General features: G+C 68.2%; 21 protein-coding genes and 1 riboswitch. Of the genes, 11 read left to right on the top strand and 10 right to left on the bottom strand.

All coding sequences use genetic code 11. The features are described from left to right. Window positions 1-108 precede the first annotated feature (108 nt). A complete protein-coding gene (locus tag AC1M2K_RS16990; RefSeq protein ID WP_480241866.1) occupies window positions 109-990 on the bottom strand; it encodes a bifunctional methylenetetrahydrofolate dehydrogenase/methenyltetrahydrofolate cyclohydrolase in 882 nt (293 codons plus the stop codon). After that, a complete protein-coding gene (glyA, locus tag AC1M2K_RS16985) occupies window positions 990-2,261 on the bottom strand; it encodes a serine hydroxymethyltransferase (RefSeq protein WP_480241865.1) in 1,272 nt (423 codons plus the stop codon). The genes AC1M2K_RS16990 and glyA overlap by 1 nt, the downstream gene beginning before the upstream one ends. A gap of 42 nt (window positions 2,262-2,303) precedes the next feature. Continuing rightward, window positions 2,304-2,408: riboswitch (ZMP/ZTP riboswitch) on the bottom strand. A gap of 124 nt (window positions 2,409-2,532) precedes the next feature. On the opposite strand from glyA, the gene AC1M2K_RS16980 reads away from it, so the two are divergent. The 7 genes from AC1M2K_RS16980 to nagA all read left to right on the top strand — a co-directional run bounded on the left by AC1M2K_RS16980 (window position 2,533) and on the right by nagA (window position 9,724). After that, window positions 2,533-4,086: a beta-N-acetylhexosaminidase gene (locus AC1M2K_RS16980; RefSeq protein WP_480241864.1), complete on the top strand. Its 1,554-nt coding sequence runs from the start codon at window positions 2,533-2,535 to the stop codon at window positions 4,084-4,086. A gap of 80 nt (window positions 4,087-4,166) precedes the next feature. Then, entirely contained in the window at window positions 4,167-5,060 is an 894-nt protein-coding gene (locus AC1M2K_RS16975) for an SIS domain-containing protein (protein ID WP_480239329.1), read from the top strand. Continuing rightward, window positions 5,057-6,004 (top strand): ROK family protein, encoded by a 948-nt coding sequence (locus AC1M2K_RS16970; RefSeq protein WP_480241863.1) that lies wholly within the window; start codon window positions 5,057-5,059, stop codon window positions 6,002-6,004. The genes AC1M2K_RS16975 and AC1M2K_RS16970 overlap by 4 nt, the downstream gene beginning before the upstream one ends. Next, window positions 6,001-6,918 carry a 1-phosphofructokinase family hexose kinase gene (locus AC1M2K_RS16965; protein WP_480241862.1) on the top strand — a complete coding sequence of 306 codons (918 nt, stop codon included), beginning with the start codon at window positions 6,001-6,003 and terminating at the stop codon, window positions 6,916-6,918. The genes AC1M2K_RS16970 and AC1M2K_RS16965 overlap by 4 nt, the downstream gene beginning before the upstream one ends. Before the next feature lie 9 nt (window positions 6,919-6,927). Further along, complete coding sequence (locus AC1M2K_RS16960) at window positions 6,928-7,773, top strand: class II fructose-bisphosphate aldolase (protein WP_480241861.1); 846 nt, start codon at window positions 6,928-6,930, stop codon at window positions 7,771-7,773. Continuing rightward, complete coding sequence (locus tag AC1M2K_RS16955; RefSeq protein WP_480239325.1) at window positions 7,770-8,558, top strand: DeoR/GlpR family DNA-binding transcription regulator; 789 nt, start codon at window positions 7,770-7,772, stop codon at window positions 8,556-8,558. Before AC1M2K_RS16960 ends, AC1M2K_RS16955 begins: the two co-directional genes overlap by 4 nt. A 56-nt stretch (window positions 8,559-8,614) precedes the next feature. Next, the gene (gene nagA / locus AC1M2K_RS16950) at window positions 8,615-9,724 is read left to right on the top strand and encodes an N-acetylglucosamine-6-phosphate deacetylase (protein WP_480241871.1); all 1,110 of its coding nucleotides are present in this window, start codon (window positions 8,615-8,617) and stop codon (window positions 9,722-9,724) included. 5 nt (window positions 9,725-9,729) lie between these two features. Here the strand turns inward: nagA and mnhG are convergent, their stop codons facing one another. The 7 genes from mnhG to AC1M2K_RS16915 all read right to left on the bottom strand — a co-directional run bounded on the left by mnhG (window position 9,730) and on the right by AC1M2K_RS16915 (window position 17,265). Beyond that, window positions 9,730-10,116, bottom strand: a complete 387-nt coding sequence (gene mnhG / locus AC1M2K_RS16945) for a monovalent cation/H(+) antiporter subunit G (RefSeq protein WP_480241860.1) — start codon at window positions 10,114-10,116, stop codon at window positions 9,730-9,732. Then, window positions 10,113-10,376: an MrpF/PhaF family protein gene (locus AC1M2K_RS16940; protein WP_480239323.1), complete on the bottom strand. Its 264-nt coding sequence runs from the start codon at window positions 10,374-10,376 to the stop codon at window positions 10,113-10,115. The genes mnhG and AC1M2K_RS16940 overlap by 4 nt, the downstream gene beginning before the upstream one ends. Next, window positions 10,376-10,957, bottom strand: coding sequence for a Na+/H+ antiporter subunit E (locus AC1M2K_RS16935; RefSeq protein WP_480241859.1), 582 nt, complete (start codon window positions 10,955-10,957; stop codon window positions 10,376-10,378). Before AC1M2K_RS16935 ends, AC1M2K_RS16940 begins: the two co-directional genes overlap by 1 nt. Then, on the bottom strand, window positions 10,954-12,516 hold the full coding sequence (locus AC1M2K_RS16930; RefSeq protein ID WP_480241858.1) for a Na+/H+ antiporter subunit D: 1,563 nt from the start codon (window positions 12,514-12,516) through the stop codon (window positions 10,954-10,956). Before AC1M2K_RS16930 ends, AC1M2K_RS16935 begins: the two co-directional genes overlap by 4 nt. Then, on the bottom strand, window positions 12,513-13,031 hold the full coding sequence (locus AC1M2K_RS16925) for an NADH-quinone oxidoreductase subunit K (RefSeq protein WP_480241857.1): 519 nt from the start codon (window positions 13,029-13,031) through the stop codon (window positions 12,513-12,515). Before AC1M2K_RS16925 ends, AC1M2K_RS16930 begins: the two co-directional genes overlap by 4 nt. Next, the gene (locus tag AC1M2K_RS16920) at window positions 13,028-15,943 is read right to left on the bottom strand and encodes a Na+/H+ antiporter subunit A (protein ID WP_480241856.1); all 2,916 of its coding nucleotides are present in this window, start codon (window positions 15,941-15,943) and stop codon (window positions 13,028-13,030) included. The genes AC1M2K_RS16925 and AC1M2K_RS16920 overlap by 4 nt, the downstream gene beginning before the upstream one ends. 98 nt (window positions 15,944-16,041) lie before the next feature. Further along, window positions 16,042-17,265, bottom strand: coding sequence for an MFS transporter (locus AC1M2K_RS16915; RefSeq protein ID WP_480241855.1), 1,224 nt, complete (start codon window positions 17,263-17,265; stop codon window positions 16,042-16,044). Window positions 17,266-17,438: 173 nt separating this feature from the next. Here AC1M2K_RS16915 and purU point away from each other — a divergent pair, with 173 nt between their 5' ends. The 3 genes from purU to AC1M2K_RS16900 are packed head-to-tail and all read left to right on the top strand — an operon-like array spanning window position 17,439 to window position 20,040. After that, window positions 17,439-18,314 (top strand): formyltetrahydrofolate deformylase, encoded by an 876-nt coding sequence (gene purU / locus AC1M2K_RS16910; RefSeq protein WP_480239317.1) that lies wholly within the window; start codon window positions 17,439-17,441, stop codon window positions 18,312-18,314. A gap of 20 nt (window positions 18,315-18,334) precedes the next feature. Continuing rightward, window positions 18,335-18,688: a YrdB family protein gene (locus AC1M2K_RS16905; protein WP_480239316.1), complete on the top strand. Its 354-nt coding sequence runs from the start codon at window positions 18,335-18,337 to the stop codon at window positions 18,686-18,688. Then, the gene (locus AC1M2K_RS16900; RefSeq protein ID WP_480241854.1) at window positions 18,688-20,040 is read left to right on the top strand and encodes an FAD-binding oxidoreductase; all 1,353 of its coding nucleotides are present in this window, start codon (window positions 18,688-18,690) and stop codon (window positions 20,038-20,040) included. Before AC1M2K_RS16905 ends, AC1M2K_RS16900 begins: the two co-directional genes overlap by 1 nt. A 3-nt stretch (window positions 20,041-20,043) precedes the next feature. Here AC1M2K_RS16900 and AC1M2K_RS16895 read toward each other — a convergent pair whose 3' ends face one another. Beyond that, window positions 20,044-21,123 (bottom strand): hypothetical protein, encoded by a 1,080-nt coding sequence (locus AC1M2K_RS16895; RefSeq protein WP_480241853.1) that lies wholly within the window; start codon window positions 21,121-21,123, stop codon window positions 20,044-20,046. An 89-nt stretch (window positions 21,124-21,212) separates the two neighbouring features. Between AC1M2K_RS16895 and AC1M2K_RS16890 the strand changes: the two genes are divergently transcribed. Further along, on the top strand, window positions 21,213-21,818 hold the full coding sequence (locus AC1M2K_RS16890; RefSeq protein ID WP_480241852.1) for a TetR/AcrR family transcriptional regulator: 606 nt from the start codon (window positions 21,213-21,215) through the stop codon (window positions 21,816-21,818). Window positions 21,819-21,844: the final 26 nt, after the last annotated feature.

Below are 21,844 nucleotides of genomic sequence, written 5' to 3'. Positions count from 1 at the left end.
CCCCCCCCCCCCCCCCCCCCCCCCCCCCCCCCCCCCCCCCCCCCCCCCCCCCCCCCCCCCCCCCCCCCCCCACTACCGCACTTTCGACGTGCGGTCCGCAGAGAAGGACTACGGGTTCTGCCGCTCCGCCGTGTCGACCACATTGGTGAGCAGCTGCACCCGGGTCATCGGGCCGATGCCGCCGGGGTTCGGCGAGATCCACGCGGCGACCTCGGCGACGGCGGGGTCGACGTCGCCGACGACACGGCTCTTGCCGGTCTCCGGGTCGGTCTCGCGGCTCACGCCGACGTCGAGCACCACTGCGCCAGGCTTCACCGCTGACGCCTTCACGATTCCGGGCACTCCGGCGGCGGCCACGATGACGTCTGCCGTGCGCAGGAGGTCGTCGAGTCCGACGGTTCCGGTGTGGGTGAGCGTGACGGTGGCATTGAACTCACGACGTGTGAGCAGCGGACCGATCGCCCTGCCGACGGTGACGCCACGGCCGACGACGACCACGTGCTTGCCGGCGAGGTCGATACCGTGACGCTGCATCAGCTCGATCGCGCCTCGGGGCGTGCACGGCAGCGGCGTGTGGATCGGCCGGTTCACGTTGAGGATGAGACGGCCCAGGTTGGTCGGGTGCAGTCCGTCCGCGTCCTTCTCGGGGTCGACCCTCTCGAGGATGGCGTCCGTGTCGAGGTGGGCAGGCAACGGCAGCTGCACGATGTAGCCGGTGCACGCCGGGTCCGCGTTGAGCTCGTCGAGCACGGCCTCGAGCTCGTCCTGGCTGATCGTGGCGGGCAGGTCGCGCCGGATCGACTCGATTCCGACCTCGGCGCAGTCGCGGTGCTTGCCTGCGACGTACCACTGCGAGCCCGGGTCGTCGCCGACGAGCACGGTGCCGAGCCCCGGCACGATGCCCCGCTCGCGGAGGGCGCTGACGCGCTCCTTGAGCTCGGATTTGATGACGGAAGCGACGGCCTTGCCGTCGAGGATCTGCGCGGTCACTACTGCACGAGGCCCGGGTACAGCGGGAACGCGTCTGTGAGCGCCTTCACCCGGGTACGCAGGCCGGCGATGTCCGCACCGGGCTTGAGCGCCGTGGCGATGACATCCGCGACCTCGGTGAACTCGGCGTCGTCGAAGCCCCGCGTGGCGAGCGCAGGGGTGCCGATCCGGAGACCGGATGTCACCATCGGCGGGCGCGGGTCGAACGGGACCGAGTTGCGGTTGACGGTGATGCCGACCTCGTGGAGCGCATCCTCTGCCTGCTGGCCGTTGATCTCCGAGTTGCGGAGGTCGGCGAGCACGAGGTGCACGTCTGTGCCACCGGTCAGGACGTCGACGCCGGCCGCGCGGGAGTCTTCGGCGGTCAGTCGCTCGGCGAGGAGGCGGGCGCCGCGGAGGGTACGAGCCTGGCGGTCCGTGAACTCGGGCTGTGATGCGAGGAGGAACGCCGTCGCCTTGGCGGCGATGACGTGCATGAGCGGTCCGCCCTGCTGGCCGGGGAAGACGTTGGAGTTGAGCTTCTTGGCCAGCTCCATGTCACGGCTGAGGATGAAACCGGAGCGCGGGCCGGCGAGGGTCTTGTGCACCGTCGACGACACGACGTCGGCGAACGGCACCGGCGACGGGTGCAGGCCGGCAGCTACAAGGCCGGCGAAGTGCGCCATGTCGACCCAGAGCTTCGCTCCCACCTCGTCGGCGATCGCGCGGAACGCGGCGAAGTCGAGCTGGCGGGGGTATGCCGACCATCCGGCGATGATGACCTGCGGCTTGTGCTCGAGCGCCTTGTCGCGGACGACGTTCATGTCGACGAGGAAGGTCTCGGGGTCGACGCCGTACGACACGGCGTTGTAGAGCTTGCCGGAGAAGTTGAGCTTCATACCGTGGGTGAGGTGGCCACCGTGGGCGAGTTCGAGGCCGAGGATGGTGTCGCCTGGGGTGGCGATCGCCGACAGGACGGCCGCGTTCGCGGTCGCACCCGAGTGCGGCTGGACGTTGGCGTACGCTGCGCCGAACAGGCTCTTGGCGCGCTCGATGGCGAGCGACTCGGCCACGTCGACGTACTCACAGCCGCCGTAGTAGCGACGGCCGGGGTAGCCCTCGGCGTACTTATTGGTGAGCACGCTGCCCTGGGACTGGAGGACGGAGACGGGAACGAAGTTCTCGCTCGCGATCATCTCGAGGTAATCGCGCTGGCGTCCGAGCTCCTGCTCGAGGACGGCGGCGATCTCGGGGTCGACCTCGGAGAGAGGCGCGTTGAACGTTGAGGACAAAACTGGCTCCTTTAGACAGCGGCGGACAAATGTCAGGTAATCCGTATCAACCCAGGCGTTCGGCCGAATCCGTGTCAGTCGCTCCCCGATGGTGACCATCCGAGGCGGAAATTCTCCTCCGCCTGCACGCCAGTTACGACAGACCGATCATAGCAGCGGATGCCGACACGGCCACCTTCGTGCTGTCATCGGTCCGAACTCGACCCGAACCCCTCGGCAACCCAGGCGCGACGTGCTTTGATGGTGCGGTGACCCACCGAAAAGCCGCCGCATGAGCCCCGCCCGCATCATCCCCCAGCCGACCGAACTGCATGTCGCAGCGAGTGATACGCCGTTCACGCTCATGGAATCGTCCCGGATCCTCGCGACGGATGCCGCGGCATCCGTCGGCGCTTACCTGGCCGGCATCCTGCGGCCGTCGACCGGATACCCGCTGCCCGTCGTGAGCCCCGTCGACGGTGCTGTCGCCGGCCCGGCGGACATCGCCCTCCACCTGGACCTCGCCGACGACCTCGGTCTCGGCGCCGAGGGATACCGGCTCGTCACCGGGGCGTCGGGGACACAGCTCACAGCCGCACGTCCCGCGGGCCTGTTCTACGGCGTGCAGTCGCTGCGACAGATGTTCCCGGCGGATGTGGAACGACGCTCGGTACAGAGCGCCGCCTGGCAGGCCGCAGCCGCGACGGTCACCGACCGCCCGCGGTTCGCCTGGCGTGGTGCGATGCTCGACGTCGCCCGTCATTTCTTCGACGTCGCCGCGGTGTCGCGGTTCATCGACGAGATCGTCCTGTTCAAGATCAACGTGCTTCACCTCCACCTCTCCGACGACCAGGGCTGGCGGATCTCGATCGCCGGCCGGCCCGAGCTCACCGGGATCGGCGCGTCGACCGCAGTCGGTGGCGGGGCCGGTGGTTTCTACACCGAGGAGGACTACGCAGCCATCGTGGCGTACGCCGCCTCGCGGTTCGTGACCGTCGTTCCCGAGATCGACGTGCCTGGGCACACCAACGCCGCCCTGAGCGCCTACCCCGAACTCAACGCCGACGGCGTCGCCCGTGAGCCGTACACCGGCATCGACGTCGGCTTCTCCAGCCTCGATGTGGACAGCGATGCGACCTGGGAGTTCCTCGACGACGTGTTCCGGTCGGTCGCCGCACAGACCCCGGGCAAATACCTGCACATCGGCGGGGACGAATCCCACACCACTCCCCCCGAACAGTTCCCGGCGTTCATCGCGCGCGCGACAGCGCTCGTCGCGAGCCACGGCAAGATCCCGATCGCCTGGCACGAGGCCGGACGCTGCTCGGACCTCGCCCCTGGCACGATCGGTCAGTACTGGAGCTATGTCTCCCCCCAGGACAACGCGGCCGAGAACGCCGCGGCGTTCGTCGACCAGGGCGGCGCGCTCATCCTCTCCCCCGCCGACGTCGCGTACCTCGACATCACCTACGACGAGACGACGCCGATCGGCCAGGCCTGGGCCGGAGGCCCGACGACCGTCAGGGCCGCATACGAGTGGGAACCTACGGCGATACTCCCCGGGGTGTCCGACGAGAAGATCCTCGGCGTCGAGGCGCCGTTGTGGACCGAGACCGTCGCCACCATGACCGACATCCACTACCTCACCTTCCCACGGCTCCTGGCCGTCGCCGAGATCGCCTGGTCGGCGGAAGCGTCCGTCGCGCCCGGCCGCGACTGGGAGGGCTTCTCCGCCCGGCTCGGGGCGTGGTACCCGCGATTCCGTGCGCTCGGGATCGCGGCGTGGCAGGAGGGCACCGAGGAGCCCGGCGCCGTCGCTGGCCTTTCAGACGAAACTCTGGGATGATCGATAGTGATTGCAAAGACCACTTTGCAATCACTATCAATCACCCGGCCCTGGCGCCGACAATGGCAGGAGTTACGCAGATGACCACGACCCCCGGCGCCTGGATGAAGAGCGAGCTCCACAGCCAGCCGGAGGTGTGGGCACGCGCCGCCGAGCTCACGGCCGAGCGGAATCTCCTTCCGTCGGCAGGCCAGCGCATCGCCGTGATCGGCTGTGGAACGTCGTGGTTCATGGCGCAGTCCTATGCAGCACTCCGCGAAGGAGCGGGCCAGGGCGAGACGGACGCCTTCGCGGCCTCAGAGGCGTTCCTCGACCGCGACTATGACGCGGTGATCGCCATCACCCGCTCGGGCACCACGTCCGAGGTTCTCGAGATTCTCGGGGATCTCAAGGGACGCATCCGAACCATCGGAATCGTCGGAGACACCTCGAGCCCCCTCGTCGACCTCGCCGACGATGTCATCGGCCTGCCGTTCGCCGACGAGAAGAGCGTCGTGCAGACCCGGTTCGCGACGACGGCCCTCACCTTCCTCCGCGCGTCCACCGGAGCGGATGTGACGGGCTCGATCCGCGATGCGGAACTCGCACTGACCGAGGACCTCCCCCACGAACTCGTCTCTGCAGAGCAGGTCACCTTCCTCGGCCGCGACTGGACCGTCGGCATCGCCCATGAGGCGGCGCTGAAGATGCGGGAGTCCTGCCAGGCCTGGACCGAGTCGTACCCGGCCATGGAATACAGGCACGGTCCGCTCGCGATCGCCGCCCCTGGCCGCGCCGTGTGGATGTTCGGAGACGCGCCGACCGGGCTCGACGCCGACATCGCCGTCACGGGCGCCCGCTTCGAGAACTCGGCACTCGACCCGCTGGCCGACCTCGTCCGTGCTCACCGGGTCGCGCTCGAGCGCTCCCTCGCCGCAGGCCTCAACCCCGACCTCCCCCGCAACCTCACCCGCTCGGTCATCCTCAGCGCATGACCGGCACGCCAGCCCTCGGCGACGGCGCCGCTGTCCTCGCCTTCGACGTCGGCGGAACGGACACCAAGGCCGGACTCGTCGACACCCACGGCGTGATCCGGGAGGTCGTCAGGGTGCCGACGCCGTACAGCACGGACGGCAGCGGCGATGCCGTGATCGCCCAACTCGTCGTCTTGACCGCCCGGTTCTCCGAGCGGCATCCTGACGTCGTCCCCGAGGCCGCAGGCCTCATCGTCCCCGGCCTCGTAGACGACGAGGCCGGGATCGGCCGCTACGCGGAGAACCTCGGCTGGCGTGACGTCCCCTTCCGCGACAGCGCATCGGCCGCGCTCGGCATCCCCGTCGCTTTCACCCACGACGTGAGGGCAGCAGGCACGGCGGAGTACCGGCTCGGCGCGGCGGGCAACTACGGAAACGCCCTCATCGTCGTGATCGGCACCGGGATCGCGAGCGCCATCTTCATCGACGGCCAGCCCTATTCGGCGTCGGGTTACGCCGGCGAGATCGGGCACTCGGTGGTCGACCCCGGTGGCGTCCTCTGCGCCTGCGGCGGTCACGGCTGTCTCGAAGCGGTCGGATCGGCCGGTGCGATCACGCGCCTGTACAACCGCCAGGTGACGGCGCCCGTAGCCGGGGCCAGGGAGGTCCTCGCCCTGGCACAGGCCGGCGACCCGATCGCGGTCTCCGTCTGGGACACGGCAACAGACGCGCTTGGGCTGGCCCTGGCCCAGTCGGTCGCGCTGCTCGCCCCTGAGGCCATCGTCCTCGGCGGCGGTCTCGCCCAGGCCGGCGACGCCCTCTTCGCACCGGTGGAGAAACGGATGAACTCGCTGCTCACCTTCCACAGACGCCCGGTGCTCCTTCCGGCGACCGTCGGTGAGAACGCGGGCCTGGTCGGAGCGGCCATCGGCGCCCGCGAACGACTCGAACTGGTCAGCGCATGATTCTCACCGTCACCCCGAACCCCGCCCTCGACAGCACGATCACGCTCGACGAGCTCGACCTCGGCGAGACCCACAGGGTCACCCCGGCCGTGACGCGGGCGGGCGGCAAGGGGATCAACGTCGCCAGGGTGCTCGTCCAGCGCGGCTTCGACACCCTCGCCATCGCCCCCGTCGGCGAGAACGACCTCGCCGAGTTCGAGCGCGACCTCGGCCCCGTCCCCGCAGTGCTCGTCGCCGTGCCCGGGCCCGCGCGCCGCTCGACGGCCATCGTCGAGCGTGTGGCCGGCCGCACGACCGTCCTCAACGAATCCGGCAGGGAGGTCCCGCCCCGCGCCTGGTCCGAGGTGAAGGATGCCGTTCGCTCCCGGCTGGCCGGATCCTCCTGCCTCGTCGTCTCGGGGAGCATCCCGCCTGGAGCCCCGGACTCGCTTGTGGCCGACCTCGTCTCACTCGGGCGGGACGCCGGCATCCCGGCGATCGCCGACGCGTCTGGTCCGCACCTGCTTCGAGCCGCAGCCGCGGGCGCCACCCTGCTCAAACCGAACCGCCGCGAACTCGCAGAGGCCACGGGCGAACGAGACCCGCTCGCCGGGGCCCGCGCTCTTCAGGACGCCGGCGCAGGACTCGTGCTCGTGTCGCTCGGCGAGGACGGCATGATGGCCGTCCCCCGCGAAGGCAACGTCTGGCTGGCTGAACTCGACGTCATCCTGCCCGGCAACCCCACAGGGGCAGGTGACGCCGCCGTCGCAGGAGCGGCGTCCCTGATCGCTGCGGGAAGCGGCGACATCCGGGCGATCCTCTCGCGCGCGACCGCGTGGGGTGCCGCTGCCGTCCTCGAACCCCAGGCCGGAAGCGTCCACCCGGACTGCGACGCACTCGAACACCGGCTCACACTCACCGAACTTCCCAGCTGACGAGGAATCATGCCGCTCACCCCCACCAGCACACTGATCAGCCGCGCCGCCGACGGCCGCACCGGCGTCGGTGCCTTCAATGTCATCTCCCTCGAGACCGCCGAGGGCCTTGTCTCAGCCGCTGAACGAGCCGGGCTGGGCGTCATCCTGCAGATCTCCGAGAACTGCATCTCTTATCACGGAGGCCTCGAACCGATCGCAGCGGCGACGCTGGCCCTCGCCTCGTCCTCGTCCGCCGACGTCGCCGTCCACCTCGACCACGCCACGGACGAAGCGCTCGCCCTGGCCGCGATCGACCTCGGATTCGGCTCGGTCATGTACGACGGCGCCACCCTGGACTACGCGGACAACGTAGCCGCCACGCGGAGGGTCGTCGCAGCGGCCCATTCGGCCGGCGTCTTCGTCGAGGCTGAACTCGGAACCATCGGAGGCAAGGACGGAGCACACGCCGCTGGTGTCCGGACGGACCCGGCCGAAGCGGCGTCCTTCGCCGGCGACACCGGTGTCGACGCCCTCGCAGTCGCTGTCGGGTCCTCTCACGCCATGTCGAGCAGGAGTGCGTCCCTCGACATCGACCTCATCGGGCGCATCGCCGACGCCGTGCCTGTGCCCCTCGTCCTGCACGGCTCCAGCGGCGTCCCCGACGACCAGATCGTCCGTGCCATCCACGCAGGGATGACCAAGATCAACGTCTCCACACACCTCAACGGGTTCTTCACCCGCGCCGTCCGCGCAGCTCTCGATGCGGATGCCGGACTGGTCGACTCCAGGAAGTATCTCGGTGTGGGGCGCGCGGCGCTGAGCGCTGAGGCCGAACGGCTCCTCGTCCTGTTCGCGGGTCGGCCGTCCTCGTGAACCGCGCCGACCGGCTGACGGCCGTGCTCGACCTGCTCGCCCGGGACGGCAGAGTCGACGTCGACGACATCGTCAGCCGTCTGGACGTGTCACCGGCAACGGCGAGGCGCGACCTCGACACCCTCGCCGAGCAGCAGCTCCTCACCCGGACGCGCGGAGGAGCAGTCGGTCATTCTGTCGCGTACGACCTGCCGCTGCGCTACCGCCACGAACAGAACGCCGCGCAGAAGGAGCGGATCGCGCAGGCGGCGAGCGCGCTCGTGCATCCGGGCTCGATCGTCGGGCTCTGCGGGGGGACGACATCGACCGCGATCGCCACCTTGCTCACAGCCAGGGCCGACCTGACCGAACCGTCGACGGCCCCGAGCCTGACCATCGTCACCAACGCGGTGAACATCGCCGCCCAGCTCGCTGTCCGCCCCCAGTTCAAGGTCGTGGTGACCGGCGGGGTCGTCCACCAGCGGTCATACGAACTCGTCGGCCCGTACAGCGACCTCATGCTCAGGGAGATCACCCTCGACCTCGCCTTCGTCGGGGTGAACGGGATCGACCCCGAGTTCGGCGCCACCGTGCACGACGAGGGCGAGGCCAGGATCAATCAGCTCATGGCCACACGCGCCGAGCGCGCCGTCGTCGTCGCGGATTCGCACAAGATCGGCAGACGCGCGTTCGCCTCTGTCGGCGGCGCCGAGGTCTTCGACACCCTGATCACCGACGACGGGATCGACGACGAACACCGTGCCGCATTCACAGCGAGCGGCATCACCGTTATCGTTGCTCCGTGACCACCGCTCCTGACGCGCCGCTGATCGTCCACTCCGCCACCCTCGTCTCGGATGGGATGGTGTCGCAGGATGGCTGGCTCTCCGTCACCGGCAACCGGATCAGCGAGGTCGGAACAGGCGACGGCTGGCGCTCGCGCATCGGCCAGGGGTCCCCTGAGCCCGTCGACGCCGGCGGGAGGATCCTCACCGCAGGCTTCATCGACCTCCACTGCCACGGCGGCGGCGGGACCTCGTTCGCCGACGGGCCAGACGGCATCCGTACCGCGCTCGCCGTCCACCGTGCGGCAGGCACCACCCGTTCTGTGCTCTCCCTCGTCACGGCTTCCGTCGACGACCTGATCGACCAGCTGGGCGTCATCGCCGACCTCGCAGCCGGAGACCCCACCATCCTCGGCGCGCATCTCGAAGGACCGTTCCTCGACGCCGGCCACAAGGGCGCGCACGACCCCGAACTCCTGCTCGCCCCGCACCGGTCGACCGTCGCGCGGCTGATCGATGCTGGAAGGGGTGCTCTCCGTCAGGTCACGATCGCCCCTGAGCTTCCCGGCGGGCTCGACGCCGTCCGGCAGCTCACCGACGCCGGCGTCACCGCGGCAGTCGGACACACCGACGCGGACTTCGCCCAGGCGACCGCCGCTTTCGAAGCGGGTGCCGGCATCCTGACCCACGCCTTCAACGCCATGAACGGCCTCCACCACCGCGCCCCAGGGCCGGTCGCGGCTGCGACGGCTTCGGACAGCGTCGTGCTCGAACTCATCAACGACGGCGTGCACGTGCACCCCGAGATCATGCGGATCGCGTTCGCCGCCGCCCCAGGCAGGATCGCCCTGGTGACGGATGCCATGGCCGCCGCCGGTTCCGCCGACGGCGCTTACCGACTGGGGACGCTCGACGTCACGGTGACGGACGGCGTGGCCAGGCTCACCCACGGGGACTCCATCGCCGGATCGACTCTCACCCTCGACGCCGCGCTCCGCCGCGCTGTCACCGAGGTGGGGATCGGGCTGGCGGCTGCCGTCGCAGCGGTCACGTCGACCCCGGCGCGGGCCATCGGCCGCGGGGACGACCTCGGCCGGCTCGTTCCTGGCTATGCGGCCGATCTGGTCCTGCTCGACGCCGATTTCACCGTCACAGCCGTATGGGCGGACGGCGAACAGGTCCGCTGACCCGCTCAGCCGTTGTCGCTCGGCGGGTGGGTGTGCGAGGCGTCCTCGGCGCGGTCGACGCTCTCGGCCAGCTCGTCGCGCATGAGCAGGTCGCGCCGAACGTGATCCGACCGGTACGCGGCCCTTCCGACCATGTGCGCCGAGATCGGCGCAGTAAGGCCCTGGAAGATGATGATCGCCGTGATGAGCGCGAACGAGCCGATGCTGAGCGAGTTGAGGGCGATGTCGAGGCAGATCGCCATCAGCCCGAGGATCTGCGGCTTCGTTGCGGCGTGCAGGCGGGAGAGCACATCGGGGAAGCGGAAGAGCCCGATCCCCGCCGCCGCGCACATCAGGGCGGAAACGAGGATGAGGAACACGGTGATGCCGTCGCGGATGCCGTCGGGAATCATGCGTCGTCCTGCTGAGCCATGAAGCGGGCAAAGCTCACGGACCCGACGAACCCGAAGGCCGCAAGAATGAGCATCACCGGCAGGGTGTCGGTGTGATGATTGAGGGACATCTCCGTGCCGAGCACACACATGATGGTGACGATGAAGACGTCCGAAGCGATGACACGGTCGAGCAGGCTCGGGCCGCGGATGATCCGGTAGAGCGCTGCGATGCCGCCGATGCTGAACAGCACTCCGGCGATGATGAGGGGAATCTCCATCAGTGGGGCCTCCCGTGGCTTGCCCTCGTGAGTTCGTTGGGTTGGCGGACCCGCCACACGTCGTCGCGGGATCCGATGGCCATCACGAGCCGCTTCTCCGTCGCGAAGACCTCTGCGCGGAATTCCTCGAGGTCGGCATCCGTCCGCACGTTGATGACGTGCACGAACAGCACCGACTGCTCGCGGTCCAGGTCGACGACGATGGATCCGGGAACGAGGGAGATGGCCTCGGCCGTGAGCGTCGTGATGAGGTCCGAACGGGTGTCGAGCGGGATGGCCAGGATCGCGCTCGACGGACTGTAGCGGGGGTTCACCACGAGCCAGGCGACGCCGATCGACGCACGGACGATGTCGACGATCAACCTCACGAAGAAGACGACGACGTACCAGAGGTTGATGCGTCCTGACAGGTCGATCGCCGGCAGGTAGAACAGCAGCGACACGAGGATCGCCAGGATGATGCCGCTGAGCACGCTGAGGACGGTGAACTGCCCCCAGACCAGGCACCAGAGCAGGACCAGGCCGGTGAGGAGGACGACCTGGCTGCGCGCGCTCGTCCGGCGGTGCGACTCCGGGCTCATTCGACACCTCCGGGGAAGACGGATTCGACGTACGTGGACTCGTTGCCGGTGTTCGCGGCCGCACGGGAGGCGATGTCGAACAGCGGTCCGGCGAACACGGTGAGCCCGATGGTGAGGGCGACCATCCCGGTGGTCGCCGCCACCATGAGCGCAGGGACACGCTTCGAACGCACCGTTTCCCCCTCGTCCTCTGGCCCTTCGGCCAGAGAATCGAGAAGCGGAGATGAATACCCGGCCACGTCGGCGCTCGAACGCCAGAACGCCATGTTCCAGACTCTCACGAGGGCGTACAGCGTGAGAAGGGAGGTCAGCGCTCCTGCGGCGATCAGGACATAGCTGAGGGGGGTGCCGAGGTCGACGCCGGCCTGGAACAGGCCCACCTTGCCGAGGAAGCCGGAGAACGGCGGGATGCCGCCGAGGTTCATGGCGCCGATGAAGAAAAGCACAGAGACCAGCGGTGAGGCCCTGAGAATGCCGCCGAGGCGGTTGATCGATGTCGTGCCGCCCACACGCTCGACCAGCCCGGTGGCGAGGAACAGGGTGGTCTGGACGGTGATGTGGTGGACGATGTAGAAGATCGTGGCGGCGAGTGCAGCGGTCGACCCGATCGAAATGCCGAAGATCATGTAACCGATGTGGCTGACAAGGGTGAAAGACAGCAATCGCTTGATGTCGGCCTGGGCCAGGGCGCCGAGCACGCCGATGATCAGCGTGAGGAACGCGATCACCATGAGCGGAATGTCGATGTCCACATCGGTGAACAGAACCGTGTCCGTGCGGATGATGGCGTAGACGCCGACCTTGGTGAGCAACCCGGCGAAGACGGCCGTCACCGGGGCGGGCGCTGTCGGGTAGGAGTCCGGCAGCCAGAACGACATCGGGAAAACCGCCGCCTTGACGCAGAAGGCGATCAGCAGGGCGATACAGAGGATCAGCTGCACATCGGCCGGGAGATCGCGGACCCGTTCGGCGATGAGCGCGATCGTGACCGTGCCCGTCGCCGCATAGATGAAGGCGATGGCGGCCAGGAAGATGATCGACGAGGTCAGGCTGATGATGATGTATGTCACACCGGCTCGAATGCGGGCGCCGGTTCCTGCGAGGGTGAGGAGGACATAGCTGGCGGCGAGCAGCATCTCGAACGCGACGTACATGTTGAAGAGGTCTCCGGCCACGAACGCGTCGAACACCCCGGCGGCAAGGATCAGGTAGGTCGGGTGGAAGATCGACACCGGCGTCTCACGGTCACCGTCGGCGATACCCTGCCCGACGGCGAAGATGAGCACCCCGAGAAGCATCAGCGCGGAGATCAGCACCATGATCACCGCAAGCCGATCGGCGACGAGGACGATGCCGAACGGAGCGTCCCACCCTCCGACTTCGACAACCACGGTTCCGTGGGTGTCCACGTGGGCGAGAAGGATGACGGCCAGCACAGTCACGGCAGTCAGCGTGAGCGTGCTCACCGCGATCTGAGCGCGACGGAACCGTCCGAGCACAAGCGCGACAGCTGCTCCGGCCAGCGGCAGGAGTACGACGAGGGGGACGATGGCGTTCATCGGGCCTCCTCGTCCGGTTTCGGTTCGGTGTCGACCTCTGGTGTCGGGTCGATCTCGACGGGGGCGGCGGCACCCGCGCGTTCATTGCTGGCGTCGAGTACTTCCTGGATGGCGTCCTCGTCGAGGTCCACCGCGTCGAAGGCGGCATCCGTCGCGGCCTCGGTGTCGTCTACGTGCTGGTCGGGCACGACGTCGCCCTGATCACCCAGCTGGGCGAGCCACCAGGACCGGTAGATCAGCGCGAGAAGGAATGCAGTGATCCCGAAGTTGATGACGATGGCCGTGAGCATGAGCACCTGGGGAACCGGGTCGGTCATCGACTCATCGGACGCCGTCCCGCTCACGATCGGCGCGGTTCCGCTCTCGCCGCCCACGATCAGGATGAGGAGGTTGGTCGCGTTGCCGACGAGCATGAACCCGATGAGCACCCCGGTCAGGCTGCGTTCGAGCATTACGGTGATCCCGACCGCGTACATGACGGCCATGAGGAGGACGAGGGTGAGGGAGGCGGTCATCGGTCGGCCTCCGTCTCGGAGAAGTCGTCACGGGATTCGGCAGACAGGTCGGCTTCCTCCTGTTGGCGGTCGATTTCGGCGCCGAGGCTGCGGAGGATGTCGAGAGTGAGGCCGACGACGACGAGGTAGACGCCGAAGTCGAAGATCGTGGATGTTCCGAATGACAGGTGGCCGAGCAGGGGGATGTCTGTTTCGAAGTACGCGGACTGCAGCGCCTCCGCCCCGAAGAGCAGGGATCCGATGGCACTGCCGACGGCCAGCACGATGCCTGCCCCGAGGATCTTGCCCGCGTCGATCGGGATGGCCTCGGCAAGTTCGAATCGTCCCCCAGCCAGATAGCGGGCGACAAGGGCGAGACCGGCGAGGAGACCGCCGGCGAAACCGCCGCCTGGCGCGTTGTGCCCAGCGAAGAGGAAGTAGATGGAGACGACGATCGCCGGGTGGAACAGCAGACGGACGAGCACCTCGAGCAGCACTGACCGGTGGTCGGGGGCCAGGGTGCGACCGGCGAGCAGCCAGCTCATCCGGTTGGAGCTCGCCTCGGCACCCGGCGCGACCGGATCGGGGAGCACCCTGCGGCGGTTGCGTCCCCGCCGCTGCTGCTTCGATCCGCTGAGACGTGGAAGAGGACCTGCACGGCCGGTGACGAAGAGCAGGCTGGCGATTCCCGTCGCCACGACGACAAGCACAGCGATCTCGCCCATGGTGTCCCAGGCGCGGATGTCGACGAGGACGACGTTGACGATGTTCCTGCCGTGGCCTTCCTCGTAGGCGAGCCGCGGCCATTCGCGCGCGATGCTCTCTTCCTGGCGTGCGCCGAGCGCGACGACGGCCACGATCGCCATGATGATGCCGACGCCGATGCCGACAGTGGCTCGAAGGACGCGCTTCACTGGTTTGTTGCGCTGGGCGATCTTGATCGGCAGTCGCCGGAGCACGAGAACGAACACGACGAGGGTGACGAGTTCGACGAGAGCCTGGGTGAGAGCGATGTCCGGTGCGCCGTGCAGGGCGAAAAGGGCGACCATGCCGAAGCCGGTTGCGCCGACGAGCAACACCGCAGACATCCGCTGCCTAGCCCGCCCGGCCATCACGGCCGCGATGGCCATGGCCGCGGCGATGAATACCTGCTGTGGGTAATCGAACAGCCGGATGCTGTCTGGCCAGGTCCTGTTCATCGTCGCAGCTGCGCCGAGCGTGACCACGAAGACGACGAGGATGGTACCGAGGTACTGGGGCAGGCCACCGCGCTGGGCGAAGAGCGTGGTGCGGGCGGAGAGCCTGTCGATGAACCGCACGCTCAGCCAGTAGCCGCGCGACATGTCCATGGTGTGCGGAAGCGACGCCTGCACGCGGGCCACCCACTTGCGGTGCCAGAACAGCAGGAGGCCGAGGCCGACCACGACGGCCGAGATGAGCAGCGCGGGCTCGAGGCCGTGCCAGAGGGCCAGGTGGTACGTCCCTTCACCCATCGTGTCCGCGTACGGCTCGAGGTACGGCGACAGGGCGGACGCCCCGATCCCGAGGACGATCGTCGCAGCGGAGAGGATGCCGGGGGCGATGAGGATTCCCCAGCCGTCCGCGTGCAGGCGAGTGGGTTCGGCGTCCGGCCGGGTGGCGAAAGCGCCCCAGAAAAAACGCGCGCTGTACGCGACGGTGAGGACGGAACCGACGGCTGTGCCGATCAGTGCGACCCACCCCCACGGGTCGCCGTGGGCAGCGGCCTCGAAGAAGGCGCCGAAAACGGCCTCCTTCGCCACGAATCCGAGCAACGGCGGAATCCCGGCCATCGATGCGACCGCGATGAGCGTGATGACCGCGAGGGAACGGGATTGCCGGCCGACGCCGGAGAGCTGACGCCAGTCGCGGGTGCCCGCCCTGTGGTCGATGATGCCGACGATGAGGAACAACGCCGCCTTGTAGAGTGCGTGGGCGAGGAGCAGCGTGGCACCGGCGAGGCCGGCGTCACGGCCGCCGAATCCGACGACCACCATGAGGAAGCCGAGCTGACTGACCGTGCCGTATGCGAGAACGAGTTTGAGGTCGTACTGGCGCAGCGACCTCCACGCGCCGAGCAGCATGGCCCAGACGCCGAGACCGATGAGCACAGGCGCCCAGCCCGGGGTTTCTGCGTATCCGGGCGCAAGACGGGCAACGAGGTAGATGCCGGCCTTCACCATGGCGGCCGCGTGCAGGTAGGCGCTGACAGGGGTCGGAGCCGCCATCGCTGCAGGGAGCCAGAAGTGGAACGGGACGATCGCCGATTTCGACAGTGCGCCGACGAGGATGAGCAGGATCGCCGCCGTTGTGGCCGGTCCGGTGAGCCCGGCATCCACGATGGCCGCGAGTGAGGTCGTGCCCGCCTGGACGCTGATCATCACGACGCCGACGAGCATGATGAGGCCGCCGAACGTGGTGACGAGGAGGGCCTGGAGCGCGGCGCCTCTGCTCTCCTTGCGGTCGATGTAGTGACCGATGAGCAGGTAGGACAGGACGCTCGTGATCTCCCAGAACATGAACATCACGAGGATGTCATCTGCGGTGACGAGGCCGTACATGGTGCCCGCGAACGCGAGGAGCAGAGCCGCGAACCGGCCGAGTCCCGGTTCGTCCTTCGAGAAATACCTGGCGCAGTAGACGAGGACGAGCCCGCCGATCCCGGTCACGATGAGGGCGAGCAGCCAGGCCAGCGTATCCACCCTGAACGAGAGCGAGATCCCGAGCTGCGGAATCCACTCGAACGATTCGGTCGCCGCTCCACCGGACAGGACGGTAGGCGTCTGCGTGACGGTGTAGCCGAAGGCCGCGAAAGGCAGAACCGAGATCAGGTAGAAGACACGGGTCGAGAGCAGGCGGGTGAGGGTCCTGGTGGCGCACGAAACAACGAGGAAGGCCAGCAGGATCAGCGCCATGGAGGTCTCTCGGTTGCGTGCGGTGGTCCTCCCAGTTTAAGGGGCGAAGCGCCGCCGCCTGACCACTCGCCCGTTCCCAGAGCCTCTCTCTGGGCGGTTCAGCGCCGCCCGGGCCGTGACGCCACCCGGAGCGTCACGAGAACGACGACGAGGCCGACGAGTACGAGGACGATGTTCGCGATCGGCAACGCGTCGAGCCCGCGCCAGTCGAGCAGCACAGCGCCGAGCAGCGCCCCACCCCCGATCCCGATGTTGAATGCCGTCGTATAGAACGCGCTGGCCGTGTCGCGGATCCGGGAACTCGCGGTGTGCAGGAGCCGGGTCTGCAGAAGTGGGGGCACGAGCCCGAACGCCAGCCCCCAGAACACGACGCCTGCAAGCGATACCCACAGCACGGGCGTGGCGACGGCGATGACACCGACCGCGAACGCGGTGGCCGCGAGAGCGATCACCAGGCCGGAGCCGGTGTGCTTCGCGAAGACCGTTCCGGTGAGGATGAGGCCGAGTGCACCGGCGATGCCGTAGGCGAACAGGACGACGCTCAGATATTCGGGAGCGACGCCGACCTGGTCGATGAGGTAGGGGGCGATGAAGGTGTACAGGGTGTAGTTGCCGACCATCACGACGGCGACGGCGACGCAGAGAAGCGCGACGCCGAGGATGCTCGGATCCCGCCCTGTGGACGCCTCCGCGTGCGACGTGTCGTCGCGCTGCACCGGTGGGAGCCAGCGGATCACGGCGAGCACGCCGACGAACAGTGCGCAGGCGATCGCGGCGAATGCCCAGCGCCAGCCGATGGCCTGGCCGAGTGCAGTACCGAGCGGAACGCCGAGCACGAGGGCGACGGTCCCGCCGGCCAGGGTGATCGAGACCGCGCGTGCGAGGTGCTCACGGTCGACCAGGTGCGCCGAATAGGCGGGGACCATGGCCCAGAACAGCCCGTGGGCGAGGCCGCCGAGCACGCGAGTGGCGACGACGAGTTCGTAGGTCGGTGCGATGGCTGTGAGCAGGTTGCTGACGCCGAGCACGAGAAGGATGGCCACCATGAGGGCATGACGCGGCACCCGGGCGGTGAGCGCCGTCAGCGGGGCGCTCGAGAGAACGACGGTGAAGGCGAAGACCGTGACGAGCAGCCCGATCTGGGAGGGCGAGACGCCGAGCGATTCGCTCATCTCGGGCAGGAGCCCCGTGGGGATCATCTCACTCGAGATCGAGAGGAACACCGTTGCGGACAGGGCGATGAGCCCGATCCATGGGAACGGAGCCGGGCTTTTTTTGGGATGAACCGCGCGGCGCGCGACAGGAATGGGGGAAGTGGTCATCGGGGAATCCAACGACGGCGTTCACTCGGTCGCCGTGGCGAGAACCGAGTTCGTCTACGCGCCGATGTGCGCGCCCAGGGCCGAGCGGGATGCGCTGACCATCGTCCAGTGTACGCGAGACCCGCCGATCCGGCGAGGAATCGGCGGCAACCGGACTGCAATACCCTAGAGGCGTGACTACCCCCGACGCCGCGCGCGAGCACCACAACCACTGGGTCCTGACCTTTGTCTGCGGAGACCGGCCCGGGATCGTGCACGCCATCAGCGGGGCGATCGTCTCCGCCAGGGGAAACATCACCGAGAGCCAGCAGTTCTCCAGTGCGGACACCGGCAGGTTCTTCATGCGCCTGCAGGTCGAGTCGCCCGGCGACCGCGCCGAATTCGAGGCGGCAATCGCGCCAGTCACTGACACATACGGCATGACCTGGCGGCTCGACGTGGTCGGCCGCCCTCTCCGCACCCTCGTACTCGCCTCGACGGCTGCCCACTGCGTCAACGACCTCCTGTTCAGACAGCGCGCCGGGCAGCTCAGCGTCGAGATCCCCCTCGTGCTCTCGAACCACGGCAGTCTCCGCGACCTCGCCGCCTTCTACGGCGTGCCATTCGAGTCTCGTCCGGTGACGGATGCCGCGTCGAAGGCAGCGTTCGAGCAGCGGATCCTCGACGCTGTCGAGGAGTTCGACATCGAACTCGTAGTCCTGGCCCGATACATGCAGATCCTCTCTCCTGAACTGTGCGAGCGGCTGGCGGGGCGCGCCATCAACATCCACCACTCGTTCCTGCCCGGATTCAAGGGCGCGAACCCGTACCGGCAGGCGCACGCCCGCGGCGTGAAACTGATCGGGGCGACCGCGCACTTCGTGACCAGCGATCTCGATGAGGGACCGATCATCGAACAGAACGTGGTGCGCGTGGACCACTCGAGAAGCCCTGCCGAGCTCGTGGCCATCGGCCAGGACGAGGAGAGCCGCACCCTCACCCAGGCGGTGAAGTGGTTCGCCGAGGACAGGGTGCTCCTCGACGGAGCCCGCACCATCATCTTCAAGTGAGCACCGCTTACACTGGACCGGTGCAGGAATCCAGCGACAAAGTCTCTCTCACCCCCAATGACATCCTGAGGTTCTTCCTCGAGATCTTCGCCGTGGTCAGCCTCGCCATCTGGGGCTTCTCCGCGTGGCCGCTGCCGTGGAACATCGTCCTCGGCATCGTGCTTCCCGCCGTGGCCATCCTGCTCTGGGCACTCTTCCGCTCCCCCAAGGCCGTCTTCCACATCGACGTCTATGGCAAGGCGCTCGTCGAGATCGCCGTCATGGGTGCGGCTGCGCTTGCCTGGTGGGACCTCGGGGTACCCGTCGTCGCCGTCGTCTTCGGCGTTCTCGCGGCCATCAGCGGAGTGGTGAACGGCCGTCGGGAACTGAGCTGATGACGGTCGTCGACCGACTCGTCGCTGCCCTCGGCGATGCGGTGTCGACGGATGCCGCTGTGCTGGCCATCACGCAGGCCGACAAGTCCGGCCACGTGTCGGCCTCAGCACCCCTCGCCGTCGTCACCGCCCGCTCCGTCGCGGACGTGCAGGAGGTGATGCGGATCGCCACCGAAACGGGCACGCCCGTCGTCACCCGCGGCGCCGGCACCGGCCTCGCCGGAGGGGCCATCGCTTCTTCGGGCGAGATCGTCCTGTCGACCATGGCGATGGACCGCGTACTCGAAATCAACGAGGCCGACCAGCTCGCCGTCGTCGAGCCGGGGATCCTCAACGGCCGGTTCAACGAGATCCTCGCCGGTCACGGGTTCTGGTTCGCTCCCGACCCCGCATCGAAGGCCATCTCGACCGTCGGCGGCAACATCGCCACCAACGCCGGTGGCCTGCTCTGCGCCAAGTACGGCGTGACACGTGACGCCGTACTCGGGCTCAAGGTCGTCCTCGCCGACGGACGGCTCCTCGACCTGGGTCACCGCAGTGTCAAAGGCGTCACCGGCCTCGACCTCACCGCCCTGATGGTCGGCTCAGAGGGCCTCCTCGGAGTCATCGTCGAAGCGACCGTCAGGATCAGGCGGGCAGTACCTGGCACCATCGCTACCGTCGCGGCGTACTTCCCCACGGTGACGGACGCCGCAGCCGCAGCAGCCGCGATCACGGCAGCGGGCATCCAGCCCGCCGTGATGGAGCTGATGGACCCGGCGTCTCTCGAAGCCGTCGCTTCCCTCCTCGACCTCCCTGGAACCGTCACAGGCGAAGCGCACCTCGCCGTTCAGACCGACGGGCCCGCTGCTGGCGCGGAGGCCGAAGCGGCGGTGGCCGTCATCCGGTCACTCGGCGGGCGGGCGGACCTCACCACCGACCCGGTCGAGGGCGAACGGCTCCTTGCCGTCCGCCGGTCGATGCACCCGGCGATGGAAGCCCTCGGCACGACCCTCATCGAGGACGTCTCCGTGCCGCGGACGGCGCTTGCGGCCATGTTCGCCGAGATCGTCCGGATCGAGCAGCGCTACGGCATCCGCATTCCCACCGTCGCCCACGCCGGAGATGGCAACCTGCATCCGAACTTCGTCTTCTCGGGACCGGAGGTGCCCGAACTGATCTGGCAGGCGGCCGACGAACTGTTCGTGGCTGCCCTCCGTCTCGGCGGAACGCTCACAGGTGAGCACGGGATCGGGATCCTCAAGAAGCGGTGGCTGGGCCAGGAACTCGGCGAAGACCAGCTCGACCTCCAGCGGCAGATCAAGCTGGTCTTCGACCCGCACGGCATCCTCAACCCGGGCAAGGTGTTCTGAGCGCTACGCCTTCAACGCGGGCTCGCTCTGAGGCTCGCGTGCTGACGGATGCGACGGCTCCGGGACGACGGCATCCGTGCGCCGGTTCCTGACCAGGCCGGTGAGGGTCAGCAGGAGACCACCGAGCGCCCAGGCGGAAAGCACGGCCAGCGGGAAGCCGACCTCGGCCGCAGGGAAGTACGACAGGTCCCTGAGCAGGGTCGCCGCGGCGCCAGGCGGGAACCACGCCCCGACGGCGCCCCAGGGTTCAGGAAGGAACTGCGGCGGAGCGGCGGCAGACGCGATCGGGTTGGCGATGAGCACGAACAGGATCACCCCGAGTGCGATTCCGGCTCGCCCGAGAACGGTGTTGAGGCCGACGACAGGAGCGGCGATCGCCAGGAGCGCCAGCGCCACGGCAGCCGAGTTCGGGAGGAAGTCCCCCTGCAGGACGCCGAACCAGCCCTGCAGGATGCCGGCGATCGCCAGGCCGCCGACGACCGCGTAGCCGAGAAGCGCGCCGATCCGGCGCCAGACGCCGACGACGGTGAGTGAGATGGCGATGCCTCCGACGATCCCGCCGATGACCAGCGGGAACGTCGCCGACGCGAGGCCGGTGCCTCGCGGGTCCGTTTCGGCGAGCGGAACGACATCCGTCACGGTGACGACGATCGGTTCAGGCAGGACGATCCCCTGCGCGGCGGCAGCCTGGTTGGCCACCTCCTGCAGCCGACCGGCGAGGCCCGTGAGCATCTGAGTCGCAACGGGGCTGGCCGCGGATGCCGTGAGCACTTCAGGAGGCTGGGAGAGCACGATCGCACCGTAGACCGTGCGGTCCTCGATGAGGGCCCTGGCGTCTCCTGCACTCTCGACCTCGACCAGGTCGAGGAGCCCTGCTGCGTTCTCTTCGAGAGCGGCAGCCACCTGCTGCACCTGGGCGGTCTCACCCGAGATCGCGACGGGAAGATTTTGCGGTTCGCTCGTCACCGCCGGCCAGGAGAAGGCCAGAAGAATGCCAGCGACCACGGCGGCGAGGCCGAGGACCAGAACGGTGATCCGGCCGAACGACGTCGGTTCGGAGGTCCCGGTTGTGTGTGTGGACATGACTGCTCCTAAAAAGAATGTTCGTTCTTTATAGCGTGACACCGGTCCCGCAACTTGTCAAGAACGATCATTCTTTTTAGGCTGTGTTCATGCCCAAAGTGAGCACCGAGTACCGCGCTGCCCGTCGCGAGGAGATCGCGGAAGCCGCTCTGCGGTGCTTCTCGGAACGTGGGTTCCAGGCGACGTCGATGGCCGACATCATCGAGGCATCCGGGCTGAGCGCCGGCGCGATCTACGGCCACTACGCCGGAAAACAGCAGATCGTCATCGCGGTGGCCGAACGAATCCTCGGGCAGCGGTCGATCGAGCTCGAGCATTTCGCCTCCGCCGAGTCGATCCCCTCCCCCGCCGAGGTGATCCGCTTGATGGTGACCCGGGTGGCCGGGGAGTTCGCCGGCACACGCGCGCTCCTCCAGGTCTGGGCCGAGGCGGTGGTGTCTCCGGAGATCACCGAGCTCGTCGACCACGTCTTCGAGCGGGTACGAGCGGCGCTCGTGCTGTACCTGGGAGCCTGGGCGGCTCAGAACCCCCACCCGACCCGCGAGGACCCCGAGGAGTGGGCAGCGACGATCGCCCCAGTGCTCTTCGGCATCGGGCAGGGCTACGTCGTACAGTCGACCCTGCTCGAGTCGTTCGACGCCGACGCCTACTTCAGCGGCGTCGAGGCACTCTTTGCACGACGCGAGGATGTCTAAACCCCTTGCCCACGAGGCGAAGCCTC

It is taken from the genome of Mycetocola sp. Y171, assembly GCF_056713165.1.
Note: the sequence above shows the minus strand (reverse complement) of the source record. Positions and strands in the feature narration are given on the sequence as shown.